General features: G+C 71.2%; 14 protein-coding genes. 11 read left to right on the top strand and 3 right to left on the bottom strand.

Going from position 1 to position 18,083, the window contains the following annotated elements:
- Positions 1-115: 115 nt before the first annotated feature.
- Positions 116-694: an HdeD family acid-resistance protein gene (locus D3272_RS07580; protein WP_129218555.1), complete on the top strand. Its 579-nt coding sequence runs from the start codon at positions 116-118 to the stop codon at positions 692-694.
- Positions 695-907: 213 nt separating this feature from the next.
- Positions 908-3,604 (top strand): pyruvate, phosphate dikinase, encoded by a 2,697-nt coding sequence (ppdK, locus tag D3272_RS07575; protein WP_129218554.1) that lies wholly within the window; start codon positions 908-910, stop codon positions 3,602-3,604.
- Positions 3,605-3,635: 31 nt separating this feature from the next.
- Here the strand turns inward: ppdK and D3272_RS07570 are convergent, their stop codons facing one another.
- From D3272_RS07570 to D3272_RS27215, 3 genes are all read right to left on the bottom strand, one after another.
- Entirely contained in the window at positions 3,636-4,478 is an 843-nt protein-coding gene (locus D3272_RS07570) for an NAD(P)-dependent oxidoreductase (protein ID WP_129218553.1), read from the bottom strand.
- The gene (locus tag D3272_RS07565) at positions 4,475-5,425 is read right to left on the bottom strand and encodes an oxidoreductase (protein WP_129218552.1); all 951 of its coding nucleotides are present in this window, start codon (positions 5,423-5,425) and stop codon (positions 4,475-4,477) included. Before D3272_RS07565 ends, D3272_RS07570 begins: the two co-directional genes overlap by 4 nt.
- 232 nt (positions 5,426-5,657) lie before the next feature.
- Entirely contained in the window at positions 5,658-5,822 is a 165-nt protein-coding gene (locus D3272_RS27215; protein WP_165361267.1) for a hypothetical protein, read from the bottom strand.
- Positions 5,823-5,978: 156 nt separating this feature from the next.
- Here D3272_RS27215 and D3272_RS07560 point away from each other — a divergent pair, with 156 nt between their 5' ends.
- The 9 genes from D3272_RS07560 to D3272_RS27655 all read left to right on the top strand — a co-directional run bounded on the left by D3272_RS07560 (position 5,979) and on the right by D3272_RS27655 (position 17,943).
- On the top strand, positions 5,979-6,773 hold the full coding sequence (locus tag D3272_RS07560; protein WP_129218551.1) for an MBL fold metallo-hydrolase: 795 nt from the start codon (positions 5,979-5,981) through the stop codon (positions 6,771-6,773).
- A 150-nt stretch (positions 6,774-6,923) separates the two neighbouring features.
- Positions 6,924-10,007: a formate dehydrogenase-N subunit alpha gene (fdnG, locus tag D3272_RS07550; protein ID WP_207210159.1), complete on the top strand. Its 3,084-nt coding sequence runs from the start codon at positions 6,924-6,926 to the stop codon at positions 10,005-10,007.
- Positions 10,008-10,023: 16 nt separating this feature from the next.
- Complete coding sequence (fdxH, locus tag D3272_RS07545) at positions 10,024-10,956, top strand: formate dehydrogenase subunit beta (protein WP_129218548.1); 933 nt, start codon at positions 10,024-10,026, stop codon at positions 10,954-10,956.
- A gap of 59 nt (positions 10,957-11,015) precedes the next feature.
- Positions 11,016-11,741 (top strand): formate dehydrogenase subunit gamma, encoded by a 726-nt coding sequence (locus D3272_RS07540; RefSeq protein WP_129218658.1) that lies wholly within the window; start codon positions 11,016-11,018, stop codon positions 11,739-11,741.
- 312 nt (positions 11,742-12,053) lie between these two features.
- A complete protein-coding gene (gene fdhE, locus D3272_RS07535) occupies positions 12,054-12,962 on the top strand; it encodes a formate dehydrogenase accessory protein FdhE (protein ID WP_129218547.1) in 909 nt (302 codons plus the stop codon).
- 5 nt (positions 12,963-12,967) lie between these two features.
- Complete coding sequence (gene selA / locus D3272_RS07530; protein WP_210214702.1) at positions 12,968-14,395, top strand: L-seryl-tRNA(Sec) selenium transferase; 1,428 nt, start codon at positions 12,968-12,970, stop codon at positions 14,393-14,395.
- The gene (locus D3272_RS07525) at positions 14,392-15,177 is read left to right on the top strand and encodes a tetratricopeptide repeat protein (RefSeq protein WP_129218546.1); all 786 of its coding nucleotides are present in this window, start codon (positions 14,392-14,394) and stop codon (positions 15,175-15,177) included. The genes selA and D3272_RS07525 overlap by 4 nt, the downstream gene beginning before the upstream one ends.
- A complete protein-coding gene (gene selB, locus D3272_RS07520; RefSeq protein ID WP_129218545.1) occupies positions 15,174-17,132 on the top strand; it encodes a selenocysteine-specific translation elongation factor in 1,959 nt (652 codons plus the stop codon). Before D3272_RS07525 ends, selB begins: the two co-directional genes overlap by 4 nt.
- Positions 17,133-17,295: 163 nt before the next feature.
- Complete coding sequence (locus tag D3272_RS27655) at positions 17,296-17,943, top strand: hypothetical protein (RefSeq protein ID WP_207210158.1); 648 nt, start codon at positions 17,296-17,298, stop codon at positions 17,941-17,943.
- Positions 17,944-18,083: the final 140 nt, after the last annotated feature.

Here is an 18,083-nt window from a genome sequence, read left to right as displayed (position 1 = left end):
GGGAGCCCGGCGCTCAAAGTCACCGCTGTGGTCTTCCAGGTCACAGATCACCAGAACACATCGAGCGCTGCGCTTCGGATTGTTCAGCTCAACATCGGCCGCAGAAGGACAGACCATGACGATGCAGCCACCGACGGGCTTCGGCGCCAAACTCCGCGGCCTGCCGCCGACCGAACAGCTGCGGGCCAACTGGGCCTGGTTCCTGGGCCTCGGGATCGTGGCCGTGGTGGCGGGCCTCGTCGCGCTCGCCATCACGGAATTCGCCACGCTGGTGTCGGTGGTGACGATCGGCGTGCTCGTCGCCGTCGTGGGCCTCGTCGAGATCGTGCTGGGCTTCCGGGCGCGCGGCTGGGGCCAGGCGCTCTACTGGGAGATCAGCGGCCTGTTCTATGTGGCGGCCGGGATCTTCGCCTGGGCCGAGCCCGTGCAGGCCTCGGTCGTGCTGACGCTCCTGCTCGGCGCCGGCCTGCTCGCCACCGGCATCGTGCGGGCGGTCGCGGGCTTCCGCCACCACGACAAGATGCGCGGCCCGCTGATCCTGTCGGGCGTGGTGACGGGCCTGCTGGGCCTCCTCATCGTGAGCGGCTGGCCCGCCAACGGCCTCTTCGTCATCGGCCTGCTGCTCGGGATCGAGCTCGTCTTCACGGGCATCAACTGGATCTTCTTCGCGCTGCGCCTGCGCTCGCACGCGTGACGCGCAGCGGCGGCGGGGGACCGCATAGACGTCGCCCCGGTTTCGGTCGGAGCCGACCGGCACGACCCGCGCGGCGGACCGGGCGTTCCAGGCCGTCGCCGGGCGGGGCGCCACCGTCACGCGGCGCTCGCCCCAAGGCTACGTTCATGCTCTAAACGCGACGATAAGCGGCGCAAGGCCGGGCTGTTGGCGGTCGGAAGAGGGCGGGAGAGCATGACGAAGTGGGTTTACGCTTTCGGCGGCGGACAGGCCGAGGGCTCCGGCAGCCAGCGCGACCTCCTCGGCGGCAAGGGGGCGAACCTCGCCGAGATGGCGCATCTCGGCCTGCCGGTGCCTCCCGGCTTCACCGTCACGACCGAAGTCTGCACCTATTTCTACGCCCATGAGCACCAGTATCCCGACACGCTGAAGGGCGATGTCGCGGCCGCGCTGGCGCATGTGGGCCGCCTGACGGACCGGGTCTTCGGCGACGAGACGCGGCCGCTGCTCGTGTCGGTGCGCTCGGGCGCCCGCGCCTCCATGCCGGGCATGATGGACACGGTGCTGAACCTCGGCCTCAACGACCGCACCGTCGCGGCTCTGGCCGCATCGGCCAAAGACGAACGCTTCGCCTTCGACAGCTACCGCCGCTTCATCCAGATGTACTGCAACGTGGTGCTCGACCTGCCGAGCCACGGCTTCGAGGAGATCCTGGAGGAGTTCAAGGAGCGCAAGGGCTTCATGCTCGACACCGATCTCGCCGCAGCCGACTGGCAGGCCGTGATCGAGCGCTACAAGGCCAAGGTGCTGTCCGAGACCGGCAAGCCCTTCCCGCAGGACCCGATGGTCCAGCTGTGGGGCGCCATCGGGGCGGTGTTCTCGTCCTGGATGAACAGCCGCGCCAAGACCTATCGGCGGCTCAACACCATCCCCGAGTCCTGGGGCACGGCCGTCACCGTGCAGGCCATGGTGTTCGGCAACATGGGCGAGACGTCGGCGACGGGCGTCGCCTTCACCCGCAACCCGTCGGTCGGCACGCACGAACTCTACGGCGAGTTCCTGGTCAACGCGCAGGGCGAGGACGTGGTGGCGGGCATCCGCACCCCGCAGAACATCACGGAAGCCGCCCGCATCGCGGCGGGCTCCGACAAGCCCTCGCTCGAGACCGTGATGCCGGAGGTATTCAGGAGCTTCGTCGAGACGACGCAGCTGCTCGAGCGCCACTACCGCGACATGCAGGACATGGAGTTCACGGTCGAGCGCGGCAAGCTGTGGATGCTGCAGACCCGCAACGGCAAGCGCACCACCAAGGCGGCGCTGAAGATCGCCATCGACATGGCGGGCGAGGGGCTCATCACCCGCGAGGAGGCGGTGCGCCGCATCGACCCGGCCTCGCTCGACCAGCTGCTGCACCCGACCCTCGACCCGAAGGCCAAGCGCGACCTCCTCGCCACCGGCCTGCCCGCCTCGCCCGGCGCCGCCCAGGGCGAAATCGTCTTCACCTCCGACGAGGCCGAGGCCGCCAAGATCGCCGGCCGACGCTCCATCCTGGTGCGGGCCGAAACCTCGCCCGAGGACATCAACGGCATGCATGCCGCCGAGGGCATCCTCACGACGCGCGGCGGCATGACCTCGCATGCCGCCGTGGTGGCGCGCGGCATGGGCAAGCCCTGCGTGTCGGGCGCGGGCTCCATCCGGGTCGACGCCGCCAAGGGCACGCTGTCCTGCGCGGGCGTGGTGCTGAAGAAGGGCGACCTCATCACGGTGGACGGCTCGACCGGCCAGGTGCTGCGCGGCCTCGTGCCCATGCTGGAGCCGGAGCTGTCGGGCGACTTCTCGGCCCTGATGGAATGGGCGGACGCGTCGCGGCGCATGAAGGTCCGCACCAATGCCGAGACCCCCGCCGACGCCCAGGCGGCGCGGCGCTTCGGCGCCGAAGGCATCGGCCTGTGCCGCACCGAGCACATGTTCTTCGAGGGCGACCGCATCGTGGCGGTGCGCGAGATGATCCTCGCCGACGACGAGGCGGGCCGGCGCGCCGCCCTGGCCAAGCTGCTGCCGATGCAGCGCGAGGACTTCAAGCAGCTGTTCGGCATCATGTCGGGCCTGCCGGTGACGATCCGCCTGCTCGACCCGCCGCTGCACGAGTTCCTGCCCCACACCGACGGGGAGATGGACGAGGTCGCGGCCTCGCTCGGCCTGTCGGCCGACAAGGTGCGGCGCCGCGCCCAGGACCTGCACGAGTTCAACCCGATGCTGGGCTTCCGCGGGGTTCGCCTCGCCATCGCCTATCCCGAGATCGCCGAGATGCAGGCCCGCGCCATCTTCGAGGGTGCGGTGCTGGCCGGGAAGGAGGCCGGCGAGGTCGTCGAGGCCGAGATCATGGTGCCGCTGGTGATGACGCTGGCGGAGCTCGACCTCGTGAAGGGGCGCATCGTCGCCATGGCGGAGGCGGTGGCGCAGGAGACGGGCGTGACCGTGCCCTACACGGTCGGCACCATGATCGAGCTGCCGCGCGCCGCCCTCAAGGCCGGCGAGATCGCGGGCTCGGCCGAGTTCTTCTCCTTCGGCACCAACGACCTCACCCAGACGACGCTCGGCATCAGCCGCGACGACGCCGCTTCCTTCCTCGGCCCCTACACCGCCAAGGGCATCCTCCCGGCCGATCCCTTCGTGACGCTGGACCAGGAGGGCGTGGGCGAACTCGTCGCCATCGCGGCGGAGCGCGGGCGCAGGACCCGGCCCGGCATCAAGCTCGGCATCTGCGGCGAGCATGGCGGCGACCCGGCCTCCATCGCGTTCTGCGAGACCTTGGGCCTCGACTACGTCAGCTGCTCGCCCTTCCGGGTGCCGATCGCGCGGCTGGCGGCGGCGCAGGCGGCCATCGAGGCCAAGAGCGGCGCTTCGAACGAGAAGCACCGCACCGTGTGACGTCGGCGGCGGCGCCCCGGGGACGGGGCGCTCACACCGCCGGCTTCGACCCCGCCAGCAGCGTGGCCCCGAGTTCGCCCCCGGCCTCGCGGTCGGCGGCGAGCCGTTCGTAGACCTGGGCGGCGCCCTCGAACATCAGGGCGGCGGGATCGTCCGGGCCGAGGAAGGCCGCGATCTCGCGCATCTCGGCGACCCAGCGGTACGCCTTGGGCAGCATGTCGGGCATGGCCTTGGCGAAGCGGCCGACGAGTTCGGGCTGGCTGCGGGCGAGTTCGGCCCGCAGCGCCGCGCCGGCGCCGTTGCGCTCCGCCCCCAGCACCATGGCGGCGGCGAGCGCCGTGACGCCCTTGGTGCACATGGCATAGACGAGCTTCAGGCCGGAGGCTGCCCCGAAGGGCGCCTCCATGGGCTTCCAGTCGAGCCCGTGCTGGGCCAGCGGAGCGGTCAGCCGGTCCGGGTCGCCGCTGACGTAGAAGGCCGGGCTCTTGCCGCGGGGCTGCGGCGGCGCCCCGATGATGCAGCCGTCGACGACGGCGCATCCCGAACCGGCGAGCGCCGCGCGCACGCGCTCCGCCGTCTCGGGGCTGATGGCATTGGCGTCGACGAAGACCGGCTTGCTGTCGCTGGCCGCCAGGGCCGGCGCGAGCCGCTCGGCGAGCGCCACGGCGGAGCCCGGCGGCACGATGGACAGGACGATGTCGGCACGGGCGACCTCGGACAGGGGCACGTCCCGCAGGCCCGCCTCGACGGCGCGGCGGCGGCTCTCCGGTCCCCGGCCGTCGAGGTTGGTCAGCACGGTGGCGCCGCCCTCGACGAGGTGCAGGCCGATGCCGGCCCCCATGGCGCCCGTCGCCAGGATCGCGATCGTGGTCATACCCTCTCCTCCAGCCCGAAGCGCACGCCGGTCAGCCGCTCCGACGCGTCCCACAGGGCCGCCGCGACAGCGGCATCGCGCGCCTGCGGCATGACGCGGGAAGGGCCGACCGACCCGGTCCTCTCCCCCCGCCCCGCGGGGCCGTAATAGCCGCCGGGCTCGGCCTTCTCCATCGTGGCGGAGTAGAGGATGGGCAGGGCGCCGTCCGCCGCGGACTGGCCGAGGAAGCTGAAGGCGAGGTTCATCAGCGCGGGCTTGACCCCGCCGCGCCCCTCGGCCGGCCCGTTCGAGATGATGTCGGTGACGGCCCAGCCCGGATGGGCCGCGACGGAGCGCAGGGGCCAGCCCGCCGCATCGGCGCGGCGCTGGAGTTCGCGGGCGAAGACCAGCATGGCGAGCTTGCTCTGGCGGTAGGCCGTCCAGCCGTCGTAGCGCGCCTCGCCCTGGAGGTCGTCGAGGGCGATGCGGCCCTGGACATGGGCGAGGCTCGCCAGCGACACGACCCGGCCACCGCCCTGCGCCCGGACGAGGGCCGGCAGCAGCAGGCCGGTCAGGGCGAAGTGGCCGAGGTAATTGGTGCCGAACTGTTCCTCGAACCCGTCCCGCGTGACTCGCCGCGTGGGATAGGCCATGACGCCGGCGTTGTTGACCAGCACGTCGACCGGCTGGCCGACGTCGAGATGGGACTGGGCGAAGCGCCGCACGGAGGCGAGGTCGGCGAGGTCGAGCAGCCCGACGCGGATATCGGCGCCCGGCACGGCCGCGCGCAGGCGCTGCAGCGCGGTCTCGGCCTTGACGGCGTTGCGGGCCGCCAGGACCACGGCGGCGCCCCGCCGCGCGAGGCCGAGCGCGGTCTCGGCGCCGAGCCCGCCCGACGCCCCCGTGACGATGGCCAGGCGGCCATCGAGCCGCGGCGCGTCCTCGATCTTCCACGCCCGCTCCGCCATCGCGCACCTCCTGCCTTGGTGTCGCAGGTGGGGTCAGGGCCCGCCCCCGGCAAGGCGGCGGGCCTCGGGGCGAAGCGGACGGCTGGCATGTCGGAGCCGGCGTGTGTCGGCGACGGCGCGATGGACGCCATGGGCCAGGAGGGGACCTCGCCACACGAAAAGGGCCGCGACGCCCATGGCGTCGCGGCCCTTTTCGTATGGCGGCTGGATCGGGCCGTCGTGGCCCGGAGGATCAGCCGTAGACCTGGCGATGCGCCGCGGCGTAGAGGTCGGACTGGAAAGCCCCCATCTCGACGAGGTCGGCGTTCGACAACGTGTCGATCTCGGCCAGCAGCTGGCGATAACGGCGGCTCTTGTCGAGGCGATCCTGCGCCAGGGCGAAAAGTTTGTTGAACATGGTTCGATTTCCCTCAAAACGGTTTGATGGATCAAACCTCCCGGATCGGTCTTGATGCCGATGACGATGAGATAGCCCCGTCCATGTTGCGTCGCAACACAGGAAGAGTGCAGCGCAGCTAGGCGCACGGTGCATGGCGTTGTTAAGGAGTCCTTCATGGTCGACGGACAAGCCATTTCGAAATCGCATGGCGTACCGCCCGAGGGTTGGTACGAGGCCCTGCCCTTCGCCGACGACGTGACGCTGATCCACGAGCCCTGGATGCCGCCCTTCTATCGGGGCCACATGTGGCTGGTGCGGGGACGGGACCGGGACCTGCTGATCGATGCGGGGCTCGGCCACGTGCCCCTGCGGGCGTCCCTGCCGATCCTGCGCGGGCGGCCCGTGACGTTGCTGGTCAGCCACGTCCATTGGGACCACATCGGGGCTGCCCACGAGTTCGACGGGCCGGAGGACGAGCGCCTCGTCCACCCTGCCCTGGCGGCGGTCCTGGCCGACCCGGCGCCGGACGCGACGCTCTTCGCCAACTATGCGGACGGCAGCCGGGACGCCGATGCCTTCACGCGGCGGCCGGAGGGCTGGTCGGCGGGCGCCCACCGCATCGCGCCCGCGCCGGCCACCGGCTTCGTGGACGAGGGCGACCGGATCGACCTCGGCGGGCGCAGCCTCACGGTGCTGCACACGCCGGGCCATTGCCGCGGCCACCTCGCCCTCTTCGAGGAGCGGACCGGCACGCTCTTCGCGCAGGACGCCGTCTACGACGGCCCCCTGGTCGACACCTGCCCGGATTCAGACATCGCCGCCTATCGCGCCACGCTGGCGCGGCTGAGGGCCGAGATCGCGCCCCGCATCGTCCACGGCGGGCATTTCCCCAGCTTCGGGGCGGTGCGGTTCCGCCAGATCGTCGACGCTTACCTTGCGGCAACCGACCCATGCGGCGGTGCCGCTTGACGGATGGGGCCGAACCCCGCATCTGAGCCACTAACGTTTGACACTGCATGCGATCATGCCACATGGTTGTGACAATCGTAATCGTTCTAAAGCACCATCCTCAACGGGACGAGCGAACGTGACGCGAAGCGTGAAGAAGGGGGGGCCTCAATGAACATGGAGCTCTCACGACGCCATTTCTTGAAAATGGCCGGCGTGGGTGCGGCGGGCACATCGCTGGGAGCCTTCGGCTTCGGCGGCGTCGAGGCGGCGCAAGCCGCGGCCATCAGGCCCTATAAGCTCGCCAACACCACAGAAACCCGCAACACCTGCCCCTACTGCTCGGTGGCCTGCGGCATCATCATGTACTCCAAGGGGGACCTGAAGAAGGGCGAGCGCGCCGACATCACCCATATCGAGGGTGACATCGACCATCCGACGAACCGCGGCACCCTGTGCCCCAAGGGCGCGGCGCTGCACGACTTCGTCACCTCCAAGACCCGCATCACCGTTCCCCGCGTGCGCAAGCCCGGGTCGGACGCGTGGCAGCAGGTGTCCTGGGACCAGGCCCTCGACCGCATCGCGCGCCTCCTCAAGGACGACCGCGACGCCAACTTCATCAAGGCCAACAAGGACGGGACCGCGGTCAACCGCTGGACCACCACCGGCTTCCTGGCGGCGTCCGCCACCACGAACGAGACCGCCTACCTGACCTACAAGGTGGTGCGCTCGGCCGGCATCCTGGGGTTCGACAACCAGGCGCGTGTCTGACACGGCCCGACGGTGTCCAGTTTGGGCCCGACGTTTGGCCGCGGAGCGATGACGCAGCCGTGGACTGATATCAAGAACACCGATCTCGCGATCGTGATGGGCGGCAACGCGGCCGAAGCGCACCCGTGCGGCTTCAAATGGCTCGTGGAAGCCAAGGCCCACCGCGGCGCCAAGCTGATCGTCGTCGACCCGCGCTATACCCGCACGGCCGCCGTCGCGGATTATTACGCCCCCATCCGCCAGGGCACCGACATCGCCTTCCTGCTCGGGGTGATGCGCTACTGCATCGCCAACGACAAGATCCAGTGGGAATACGCCAAGAACTATACCAACATCAGCTACCTGGTGAAGGACGGGTTCGCCTATAAGGACGGGCTGTTCACCGGCTACGACGAGATGAAGCGCGATTACGACCGCTCGACCTGGGATTACCAGATCGGCCCGGACGGCTTCGTCGTGTCCGACATGACGCTGCAGCACCCCCGCACGGTGTGGCAGCTGCTGAAGGACCACGTCGAGCAATATACGCCCGAGCTCGTCGAGCGCATCTGCGGCACGCCGAAGGACAAGTTCCTCCACGTCTGCGAGATGATCGCCACCACGTCGGCGCCCGACAGGGCGATGACGTCCATGTATGCGCTCGGCTGGACGCAGCATTCCAAGGGTGCGCAGAACATCCGCACCATGGCGATGCTGCAGCTGCTGCTCGGCAACATCGGCGTGGCGGGCGGCGGCATGAACGCGCTGCGCGGCCATTCCAACATCCAGGGTCTCACCGACCTCGGCCTGATGTCCAACCTGATCCCCGGGTATCTCGCGATCCCCACCGAGAAGGAGAAGACCTACGGCGACTACGTCGCGACGCGCCAGTTCAAGCCGCTGCGCCAGGACCAGACCAGCTATTGGCGCAACTACGACAAGTTCTTCGTGTCCTTCATGAAGAGCATGTGGGGCGACAAGGCCACCAAGGACAACGACTGGGCCTACGATTACCTGCCCAAGCTCGACGTGCCGGCCTACGACATCCTGCGCATGTTCGAGCTGATGCGGGAAGGCAAGGTCAACGGATATTTCTGCCAGGGCTTCAACCCGATCCTGTCGATCCCGGACCGGGCCAAGACGACGGACAGCCTGTCGAAGCTGAAGTTCCTCGTCACGATGGACCCGCTCGACACCGAGACGTCCAACTTCTGGAAGAACTTCGGCATCTACAACGATGTCGACTCGTCCAAGATCCAGACCGAAGTGTTCCAGCTGCCCACCACCTGCTTCGCCGAGGAGGAGGGTTCGCTGGCCAATTCCGGCCGGTGGCTGCAGTGGCACTGGGCGGGCGGCTCCGCACCGGGCGAAAGCCGGCACGACACCTGGATCATGGCGCAGATCTTCCTGCGGCTGAAGAAGCTCTACGCGACCGAGGGCGGGGCCTACCCGGACCCGATCCTCGACCTCACCTGGAACTATGCCGATCCGGAGGAGCCGACCCCCGAAGAGCTCGCCAAGGAGGTCAACGGATCGGCGCTCGCCGACCAGTTCGACGCCAAGGACCCGACCAAGCTCCTCACCGCCAAGGGCAAGCTGGTCGTCAACTTCAGCCAGCTGAAGAACGACGGCTCGACCGCCTGCGGCTGCTGGATCTACTCGGGCCAGTGGAACGAGAACGGCAACAACATGGCCCGGCGCGACAACGCCGACCCGGGCAACATGGGCACGTTCCTCAACTGGACCTTCGCCTGGCCGGTCAACCGGCGCGTGCTCTACAACGCCGCCTCCTGCGACATGCAGGGACGGCCGTGGGACCCGAGCCGCAAGCTGATCGAGTGGAACGGCAGCAAGTGGGCCGGATTCGACGTGCCGGACATCGCGCCGGACGCCAAGCCCGGCACCGTGCAGCCCTTCATCCTCAACCAGGAGGGCACGGCCCGCGTCTTCTCGCGCGGGATGCTGCGCGACGGGCCGTTCCCGATCCACTACGAGCCCTTCGAATCGCCGGTCAAGAACGTCATCAACCCGGCGATCCGCGGCAATCCCGTGGCGCGCATCTTCCAGGCGGACGTCGCCTCCTTCGGCGATTCGGACGAGTTCCCCTACGCGGCGACCTCGTACCGGCTGACGGAGCACTTCCACTACTGGACCAAGCACAACCGCGTGAATGCCGTGCTGCAGCCCGAGTTCTTCGTGGAGATCAGCCACCAACTCGCGGACGAGAAGGGCGTCGCCAACGGCAGCTGGGTCCGGGTCTGGTCCAAGCGCGGCGAGGTCAAGGCCAAGGCCTATGTCACCAAGCGCATCCAGCCGCTGATCTGCGACGGCAAGACCGTCCATGTCGTCGGCATCCCGCTGCATTGGGGCTTCATGGGCGCGGCCGCGAAGGGCTGGGGGCCGAACTCCCTCACGCCCGTCGTGGGGGACGCGAACTCCGATACGCCGGAGTTCAAGGCCTTCCTGGTCAACATCGAGCCGACCAGCGCGCCGGCCATCGCCTGAGGGGGGAGACACGACCATGTTCATGCCCAATGCCCCCGTCGGCCAGCCCGTCCCCGGCTTCACGGACGCCGACCTCGTCAAGAGGTCGGCCTCCACGGTGCCGGAGCCGGCCCGCAAGCTGACCGAAGTCGCCAAGCTGATCGACATCTCGAAATGCATCGGCTGCAAGGCCTGCCAATCGGCGTGCATCGAGTGGAACGACACCCATCCCGAGATGGAGTCGTTCCAGGGGACCTATATGAATCCCCACGACCTCACGCCCAACATGTTCACTCTGATGCGGTTCAACGAATGGACCAATCCGGAGACCGACAAGCTCGAATGGCTGATCCGCAAGGACGGCTGCATGCATTGCTCCGACCCGGGCTGCCTCAAGGCCTGCCCGGCCCCCGGTGCCATCGTGCAATATTCGAACGGCATCGTGGATTTCGTCCACGATAACTGCATCGGCTGCGGCTATTGCGTGAAGGGCTGCCCCTTCAACATCCCGCGCATCTCGCAGACCGACCACAAGGCCTACAAGTGCACGCTGTGCTCGGACCGCGTGGCGGTGGGCCAGGGACCGGCCTGCGCCAAGGCCTGCCCCACCCACGCCATCTCGTTCGGCACCAAGGACGAGATGAAGGCCGAGGCGGCGACCCGCGTGAAGGACCTGAACGGCCGCGGCTACGCCAATGCGGGCCTCTACGACCCGCCGGGCGTCGGCGGCACGCATGTCATGTACGTGCTCCAGCATGCCGACAAGCCGCACATCTACAACGACCTGCCCGACAACCCGAAGATCTCCAGCCTGGTGCAGGCCTGGAAGGGCGCGGGCAAGTTCGCCGGGCTCGCGCTGATCGGCTTCGCGGCCGTCGCCAGCGCCGCCCACGCCGTCTTCGCCGGCCAGAACAAGGTCACGAAGCACGACGAGGACGAGGGTGAGGCTTTGACCGGGACGGACGCATGAGCGAGGCTCTCCGCGACACGGACCGGCTCGACCCGAACCGCAAGATCGAGCACCGCACCATGGTGCAGCCGGGGGATGCCATCACCCCCGGCACGGCGGGCACGCCCGTCACGGTGAAGCGCTACGGCCCGCTGGCGCGCCTCAACCACTGGGTCGTGGCCTTCAGCCTGATCGCGCTCGCGCTGTCGGGCCTGGCCCTCTACACCCCCTACCTGTACTTCCTCACCAACCTCTTCGGCGGCGGGCAGACCACGCGCTGGATCCATCCGTGGATCGGCGTGCTGCTGTTCGTGTCGTTCTACGTGTTCTTCGCCCAGCTCTGGCGCGCCAACCTGTTCAACCGGGACGACGTGACCTGGGTGATGCGCTTCAAGGACGTCGTGGCCGGCAACGAGGACCGCCTGCCCGAGATGGGCAAGTACAATGCCGGCCAGAAGTTCGTGTTCTGGGGCATGTCGGCGCTCATCCTGGTGCTGATCGGCAGCGGCATCGTCATCTGGCAGGAATACTTCTCGGTCTACACCGCGATCGAGACGCAGCGCTGGGCCGCGCTGCTCCACGCCGCCGCCGCCATCGTCATCATCCTGATCTGGATCACGCATGTCTACGCGTCCATCTGGATCCAGGGCACGATGCGGGCCATGACGCGCGGCAATGTGACGGCCGGCTGGGCCTACCGCCACCATCGCAAATGGCTGAAGCAGTTGAGCGGCCTGCGCCGCAAGACGGCGCCGCAGCCGAATACGACGGAGCGGACGGAGACGGCGAAGCATCTCGGGCTCTGACTGGCGCATGAGGTCCATGAGAGGCGACAAGGGCCGCACGCCTCAGCGTGTGGCCCTTGTCGCTGGGTCGATGCCGCGCGCCATTAGCCGTTCTCGAACCTAGGCGAACAGATTCCATCGACCCATCGGGTTCATGCGATGGGACCAGTGCATCGTCGCCAGTCCCAGCGGCTTCGCACCACCAAGGCAGTTCCGAGTCGGCCGATTGCGCTCCATACGGAATCGTGTCGCATCACCGCCAAACTTGAGCCGGGGCGCCTCGCAGGCTCGGCACCGCATTGCGCTCGGCCCGCGCCGCGATACATATCCCCCATGGCCGACCCCCGTACCCTCGAAGCCGACCCGACCGCCATCGGCGGCGTCGTCACCCCGCCCTTCGCCCGCCTGCCCGATCCCGCCGGGCTCTTCGTCAAGCGCAGCCTGCGGCTCCGCGCCTATGCGGAGCACAGCGACCTCAAGCCCTTCCTGCTGTTCCTGGCCGGGCTCGCCGACGCCCAGGCCGCCATCCAGTCCACCCTCGCCGCCGTCTCGGCCCCCGAGGCCCTGGCCCGCTCCCGCCACCACGCCATGCCGCCGCTCGACCGCGCGGCCCTGCTGCCCGACGCCGCGCTCGACGCCACCTTCGACGCCCTGTTCGACGCCGCCGCCGCCCTCGACCAGCCCGACGAGGCCCGGGCCGCCCTCGGCCGGATCGCCGGGGACCGGGCGCTGCGCGACGCCTGCGCCCGCACGGTGCTGGCGGGCGAGCGGCCCGAGGCCGGCCTCGCCGAACACGCCTATGCGGCGGCGGCCGTGCAGGTCCACATGGCGCGGCTCGCCGCCACGCTGGATGTCGCCGCGCTCGTGCCGGTCGGCACCGGTGCCTGCCCGGCCTGCGGCGGCCCGCCCGTATCCTCCACGGTGGTGGGCTGGCAGGGCGCCGACGGCGCGCGCTACTGCACCTGCGCGCTCTGCGCCACGATGTGGAACGTGGTGCGGGTGAAGTGCACGCTCTGCGATTCGACCAAGGGCATCACCTACATGGGGGTCGAGGGCGGCACCGACACGGTGAAGGCCGAGACCTGCGACGCCTGCCACCGCTACGTGAAGATCCTGCAGGGCCAGAAGGACATGCTGGTCGATGCCGTGGCCGACGATGTCGGCAGCCTCGGCCTCGACATGCTGATGGCGGGCACGGCCTACCGGCGCGGCGCCTACGACCCCTTCCTGATGGGGTACTGACGCGCGTGTCCGGTGCCATCGACCGGTTGCGGGACCTGCCCGCCGTGGACGACGTGCTGCGCCACGACGCCGGAAGCGCACTCGTGGCGCGCTTCGGCCGGGCCGAGGCGGCGGCGGCGATCCGCGGCGCCGTGGCGGAGATGCGGGCCGCGTTGCGGGCCGGCGCCGCGCCCGACCTCCGCCCCGCCGCCGTGGCCGAGGCCGCCGACCGTCGCCTCGCCGTGCGGGACGCGTCCGGCCTGCGGCCGCTCTTCAACCTCACCGGCACGGTGCTGCACACCAACCTCGGCCGCGCCGTGTTGGCCGAATCCGCCGCCGAGGCCGCCCGCGCCGCCATGCTGGAGCCGGTGGCGCTCGAATACGACCTCGCCACCGGGCGCCGGGGCGAGCGCGACGACCATGTGGCCGAACTGCTGCGCGAGCTCACCGGCGCGGAGGCCGCCACCGTCGTCAACAACAACGCCGCCGCCGTGCTGCTGGTGATCAACACCTTCGCGGCCGGCCGCGAGGCCGTCGTGTCGCGCGGCGAACTCGTCGAGATCGGCGGCAGCTTCCGCATGCCCGACATCATGGCCCAGGCCGGGGCGCGGCTGCGCGAGGTGGGCACAACCAACCGCACCCATCCCCGCGACTACCGCGACGCCTTCGGCCCCGAGACGGGCCTGGTGCTCAAGATCCACACCTCCAACTACCGCATCGAGGGCTACACGGCCGAGGTGGAGGGGGCGGAACTGGCCGGGCTGGCCGGCGCCGCCGCGATCCCCTTCTGCAACGACCTCGGCTCCGGCACGCTGGTGGACCTGTCGCGCTGGGGGCTTAAGAAGGAGCCGACCGTGCGCGAAGCCGTGGCCGAAGGCGCCGACCTCGTCACGTTCTCGGGCGACAAGCTGCTCGGCGGCCCCCAGGTGGGCTTCGTGGTGGGCCGGCGCGACGCCGTCGCGCGCCTCAACGCCAACCCGATGAAGCGTGCCCTGCGCGTCGACAAGCTGCGGCTCGCGGCTCTCGAGGCGACGCTGAAGCTCTACCGCGACCCCGAAACGCTGGCGCAGAAGCTGCCGACGCTGCGGCTCCTGGCCCGGCCCGCGGCGGAGATCGCGGCCCTGGCGGCGCGCCTGCGCGACCCGGTGGCCGCCATCCTGGCGCCGGCCCACGCGGTTTCGGCCGAGCCCTGCCGCAGCCAGATCGGCTCGGGCGCCCTGCCGGTCGACACGATCCCCAGCGCCGGCCTGGCGATCCGCCCGGCGCCCGGCACCCCGCCCGGCACCGACGCGCTCGGCCGGCTGGCCGCGGCCCTGCGCGCACTGCCCCGCCCCGTCGTCGGTCGCGTCACCGACGGCGCGCTGGTGCTCGACCTGCGCTGCCTCGAGGACGAGGCCGGCTTCCTGTCCAACCTCCGGGCCCTGCCCCCAGGCCCTGCCGCGGGACCGCCATGACGCTGCTCGACCGCCTCCTCCGCCGCAAGGCCGAGGATCCCGCCGCCGCCATGCAGCGCGCGCAGGACCTCGCCGCCACCGGCGACTACGGGGCCGCGCTGGCCATCTGGGAGCCGCTGGCCCGCAAGGGCCACCCCCGGGCGCAGAACAACATCGGGGCTTGTTTCGCCGAAGGGCTCGGCGTGGCGCGCGACCTCGCCCTGGCGCATCGCTGGATCGGCCTCGCGGCGGAAAGCCGGGATGCCGTGGCGCAGCGCAACCTCGCCGCCCTGCACTTCAGGGGCGAGGGCGTCGCGCAGGACGATGCCGAGGCGGCCTGGCGCTATCGCCTCGCCGCCGAGAACGGCGATGCGCCGTCTCAGGACATGCTGGGCTACATGATGCTGGAAGGCGTCGGGCTGGAGCGCGACCTCGTGCAGGCCCGCCGCTGGAGCGAGCGCGCCGCCGCGGCCGGCATCGCCGGTGCCATGACGCGGCTCGGCACCATCCACAACGACGCGCTCGGCACGCCGCGCGACCCCGAGAAGGCCGTCTCCTGGTGGCGGCGGGCGGCGGACCGGGGCGAGGCCGACGCGCAGGCCTTCCTCGGGGCCGCGCTGCTGGTCGGCATCGGGGCGCCGCGCGATCCCGTGGCGGCCCTGGCCTGGCTGATCCGCGCCCAGAACGGCGGCAGCCTGCGTGCGCCCGCCTACCTGCCGACCGCCCGGGGCGCCAACGACGCGGCGGGGATCGCCGAGGCCGAGCGCCGCGCGGCGGAGCCCCTGCCCGGGGGCGCCGCTTGATCGTCGGGACGGCCGGCCACGTCGACCACGGCAAGACGGCCCTCGTCCGTGCCCTGACCGGCATCGACACGGACCGGCTGCCCGAGGAGAAGCGGCGCGGCATCACCATCGACCTCGGCTTCGCCTACCTGCCCCTGCCGGACGGCGACACGGTCGGCTTCGTCGACGTGCCGGGCCACGAGCGCTTCGTCGGCACGATGGCGGCGGGCGCGTCGGGCATCGACCTGCTGATGCTGATCGTGGCGGCCGACGACGGCGTGATGCCGCAGACGCGCGAGCACCTCGCCATCGCCGACCTGCTCGGCCTCGGCCGCGGCCTCGTGGTCCTGTCCAAGGCCGACCTCGCCGACGCCGACCGCCGCCAGACCGTCGCGGGCGAGATCCGGGCGGCCCTCGCCGGCACCGCCCTCGCCGAAGCCCCGATCCTCCCGGTCTCGACCGTGACGGGCGAGAACGTCGGGGCGCTCAGGGCCGCGATCGAGGGCGAGGCGGCCCGTCGGGGCGAGCGCAGCCGGGCCGGGCGCTTTCGCCTCGCGGTCGACCGCAGCTTCGTGCTGGCTGGCGCCGGCACGGTGGTGACCGGCACGGTCCTGTCGGGCACGGTCGCGGTGGGCGAGCGCGTGATGCTGAGCCCCGCCGGCACGCCCGCCCGGGTCCGCTCCATCCATGCCCAGAACCGCGCGGCCGAGCGCGGCCTCGCCGGACAGCGCTGCGCCCTGAACCTCGCCGGCGTCGACCGGGACGCCGTGGGCCGGGGCGATGTCGCGCTCGACCCCTCGCTCCACGCCCCGACGGACCGCATCGACGTGCGGCTGCGGGTGCTGGCGGGCGAGGCCAAGCCGCTGTCCACTTGGCTGCCGGTGCGGTTCCACCACGCCGCCGCCGACGTCGCGGCCCGGCTGGTGCCGCTGGCGCCGGCCGGCATCGCGCCCGGCGAGGAAGGCTATGCCCAGCTCGTGCTGGAGCGTCCCGTCTCGGCCGCGGCGGGCGACCGCTTCGTGCTGCGGGACACGTCGGCCCGCCGCACGGTCGGCGGCGGCACGCTGCTCGACTTGCGCCCGCCCGCCCGCCGGCGCCGCACGCCCGGACGCCTGGCGCAGCTCGCCGCGATGGCGGAGCCCGATCCCGACGGCGCCGTGACGGCGCTGCTCGACCTCGCGCCCTTCACGCTCGACCTCACGGGCTTCTGCCGCGACCGGGCGCTGGCGTCGGCGGCGGCCGACGAGATCGCGGCACGCCTCGACCTCGTCGTGCTGCCGGTCGCCGACGGCGCAACCGCCCTGTCGGCGGCGCGCTGGGCAGGCTATGCGGCCGCGCTGACCGGCGCGCTCGACGCCTTCCACGCCGAAAACCCCGACCTGCAGGGCCTCGGCTCCGAGCGGCTGCGCCTGCAGCTCGAGCCGCGCCTGCCCCGTCCGGCCTTCGTGGCGGCCCTGGCGCGGCTGGCCGCAGCGGGCGTCGTCGCCACGGAAGGGTCCTGGGTCCGCCGACCCGACCACGTCGCCCGGCTCAGCGCGGCCGACGAGGCGCTGTGGGCGCGCGTGGCGCCGCATCTCGGCCGCCATGCGGACCGGTTCCGCCCGCCCCGGGTGCGCGACGTCGCCGGCCTCGTCGAGGCGCCCGAGACGGAGGTGCGGCGCGTGTGCAAGCTCGTCGGCCGTTCGGGGCGCATCGACCAGGTGGCGCACGACCACTTCTTCACGCGCGCCACCGTGGCCGAGATGGCCGCCATCGTGGCCGACCTGTCGCGGACGCTGCCCGGCGGGGAGTTCACGGCCGCGCAGTTCCGCGACCGCGTCGAGAACGGTCGCAAGGTGGCGATTCAGATCCTGGAATTCTTCGACCGCAACGGGCTGACCATGCGGCGGGGCGACCTCCGGCGGCTGAACCCGCACCGCGCCGACCTGTTCGGCCCGCCTATCACCATGGCGCTGCCCGGCGAGGAGGCCGCTTGAGCAACCTGCAGTTCGTCCTCGGGGTCGGCGCGGCGCTGCTGATCGGCGCGCTCTGGGCCTACCTGCGCGGCCCGAAGGGCTGAGCGGGGCCCGGGCCCGTCGAGGAACCATGACGGGCGCCGGCGCGTCGGTGGCGGGGGCGCGGCCGACGAGGAGACGGAACATGAGACGCATCACCCTGGGGCTCGCCTTGAGCCTCTGCGGCGGCATGGCCCTGGCGCAGACGCCGCCCGCGACCCCCCCGGCTCCCGGGGCGCAGACGCAGCCCGGCACGGCCACACGGCCCGGCGCCCCGCCGACACAGCCCGGCGCTCCGACCCAGCCCGGAATCCAGGCCCAGCAGGCTCCGACGAGCCCGGCGCCCAACCCGGCGGTGCCGACGCCGAACGGCCCGCCCGAGGGCATGATCGTCGAGACGCCGAACGGCTTCTACCTCGTTCGCCCCGGCGACGCGGCGCCGCACCGTCTCGACCTCGGCCAGATGCAGGGCCGGATGCCGCCCGGCGCCGCGCAGGCCGGCCGTGGCGGCGGCATGGACGCGATGGGCGACATGGGCCAGCCGGGCGACATGGGCCAGCCGGGCGACATGGCCGACATGCCCGATGGCGGCATGCCCGACGGCGGCATGCATCCGCCCCCGCCCCATCCCCACCGGCCGCCGCCCCGCCCGCCCGAAGGCAAGGGCGCGCGGTTCCGCATCCAGGCGCCGAACATGACCGTCGGCGTGAAATGCCCCGACGACGAGCCCATGAAGGCCTGCGTCGACGCCATCTCCCAGCTGCTCGACAAGGCCGCCGCCCAGCCTCATTGAGGCGGCGGGGCACCCTGATCCGGGGCGCGGCGTTCGAGTCGGGATCCGGCCGGACCGCCCCCTCTGAAGCGCTTTCGCCTTCGGCGAATTCGCTCCAGCTCTCGCATAGAGAGCATCGGCTTGGAGTCGCCCAGGCGACT

The organism is Lichenibacterium ramalinae, assembly GCF_004137085.1.
GTDB classification, from domain to species: Bacteria; Pseudomonadota; Alphaproteobacteria; order Rhizobiales; family Beijerinckiaceae; genus Lichenihabitans; species Lichenihabitans ramalinae.
The sequence above is the reverse complement of the archived record's forward strand: the minus strand, read 5'-3'. Positions and strand labels throughout refer to the sequence as shown.

Bases quoted from the DNA above. Each gene is read 5' to 3' on its own strand.
- D3272_RS07580 (WP_129218555.1), top strand. From the start codon at position 116: ATGACGATGCAGCCACCGACGGGCTTCGGCGCCAAACTCCGCGGCCTG.
- D3272_RS07565 (WP_129218552.1), bottom strand. From the start codon at position 5,425: ATGGCGGAGCGGGCGTGGAAGATCGAGGACGCGCCGCGGCTCGATGGC.
- D3272_RS27655 (WP_207210158.1), top strand. From the start codon at position 17,296: ATGAGACGCATCACCCTGGGGCTCGCCTTGAGCCTCTGCGGCGGCATG.
- D3272_RS07560 (WP_129218551.1), top strand. From the start codon at position 5,979: ATGGTCGACGGACAAGCCATTTCGAAATCGCATGGCGTACCGCCCGAG.
- ppdK (WP_129218554.1), top strand. From the start codon at position 908: ATGACGAAGTGGGTTTACGCTTTCGGCGGCGGACAGGCCGAGGGCTCC.
- fdxH (WP_129218548.1), top strand. From the start codon at position 10,024: ATGTTCATGCCCAATGCCCCCGTCGGCCAGCCCGTCCCCGGCTTCACG.
- D3272_RS07570 (WP_129218553.1), bottom strand. From the start codon at position 4,478: ATGACCACGATCGCGATCCTGGCGACGGGCGCCATGGGGGCCGGCATC.
- D3272_RS07540 (WP_129218658.1), top strand. From the start codon at position 11,016: ATGGTGCAGCCGGGGGATGCCATCACCCCCGGCACGGCGGGCACGCCC.
- D3272_RS07525 (WP_129218546.1), top strand. From the start codon at position 14,392: ATGACGCTGCTCGACCGCCTCCTCCGCCGCAAGGCCGAGGATCCCGCC.
- fdhE (WP_129218547.1), top strand. From the start codon at position 12,054: ATGGCCGACCCCCGTACCCTCGAAGCCGACCCGACCGCCATCGGCGGC.
- D3272_RS27215 (WP_165361267.1), bottom strand. From the start codon at position 5,822: ATGTTCAACAAACTTTTCGCCCTGGCGCAGGATCGCCTCGACAAGAGC.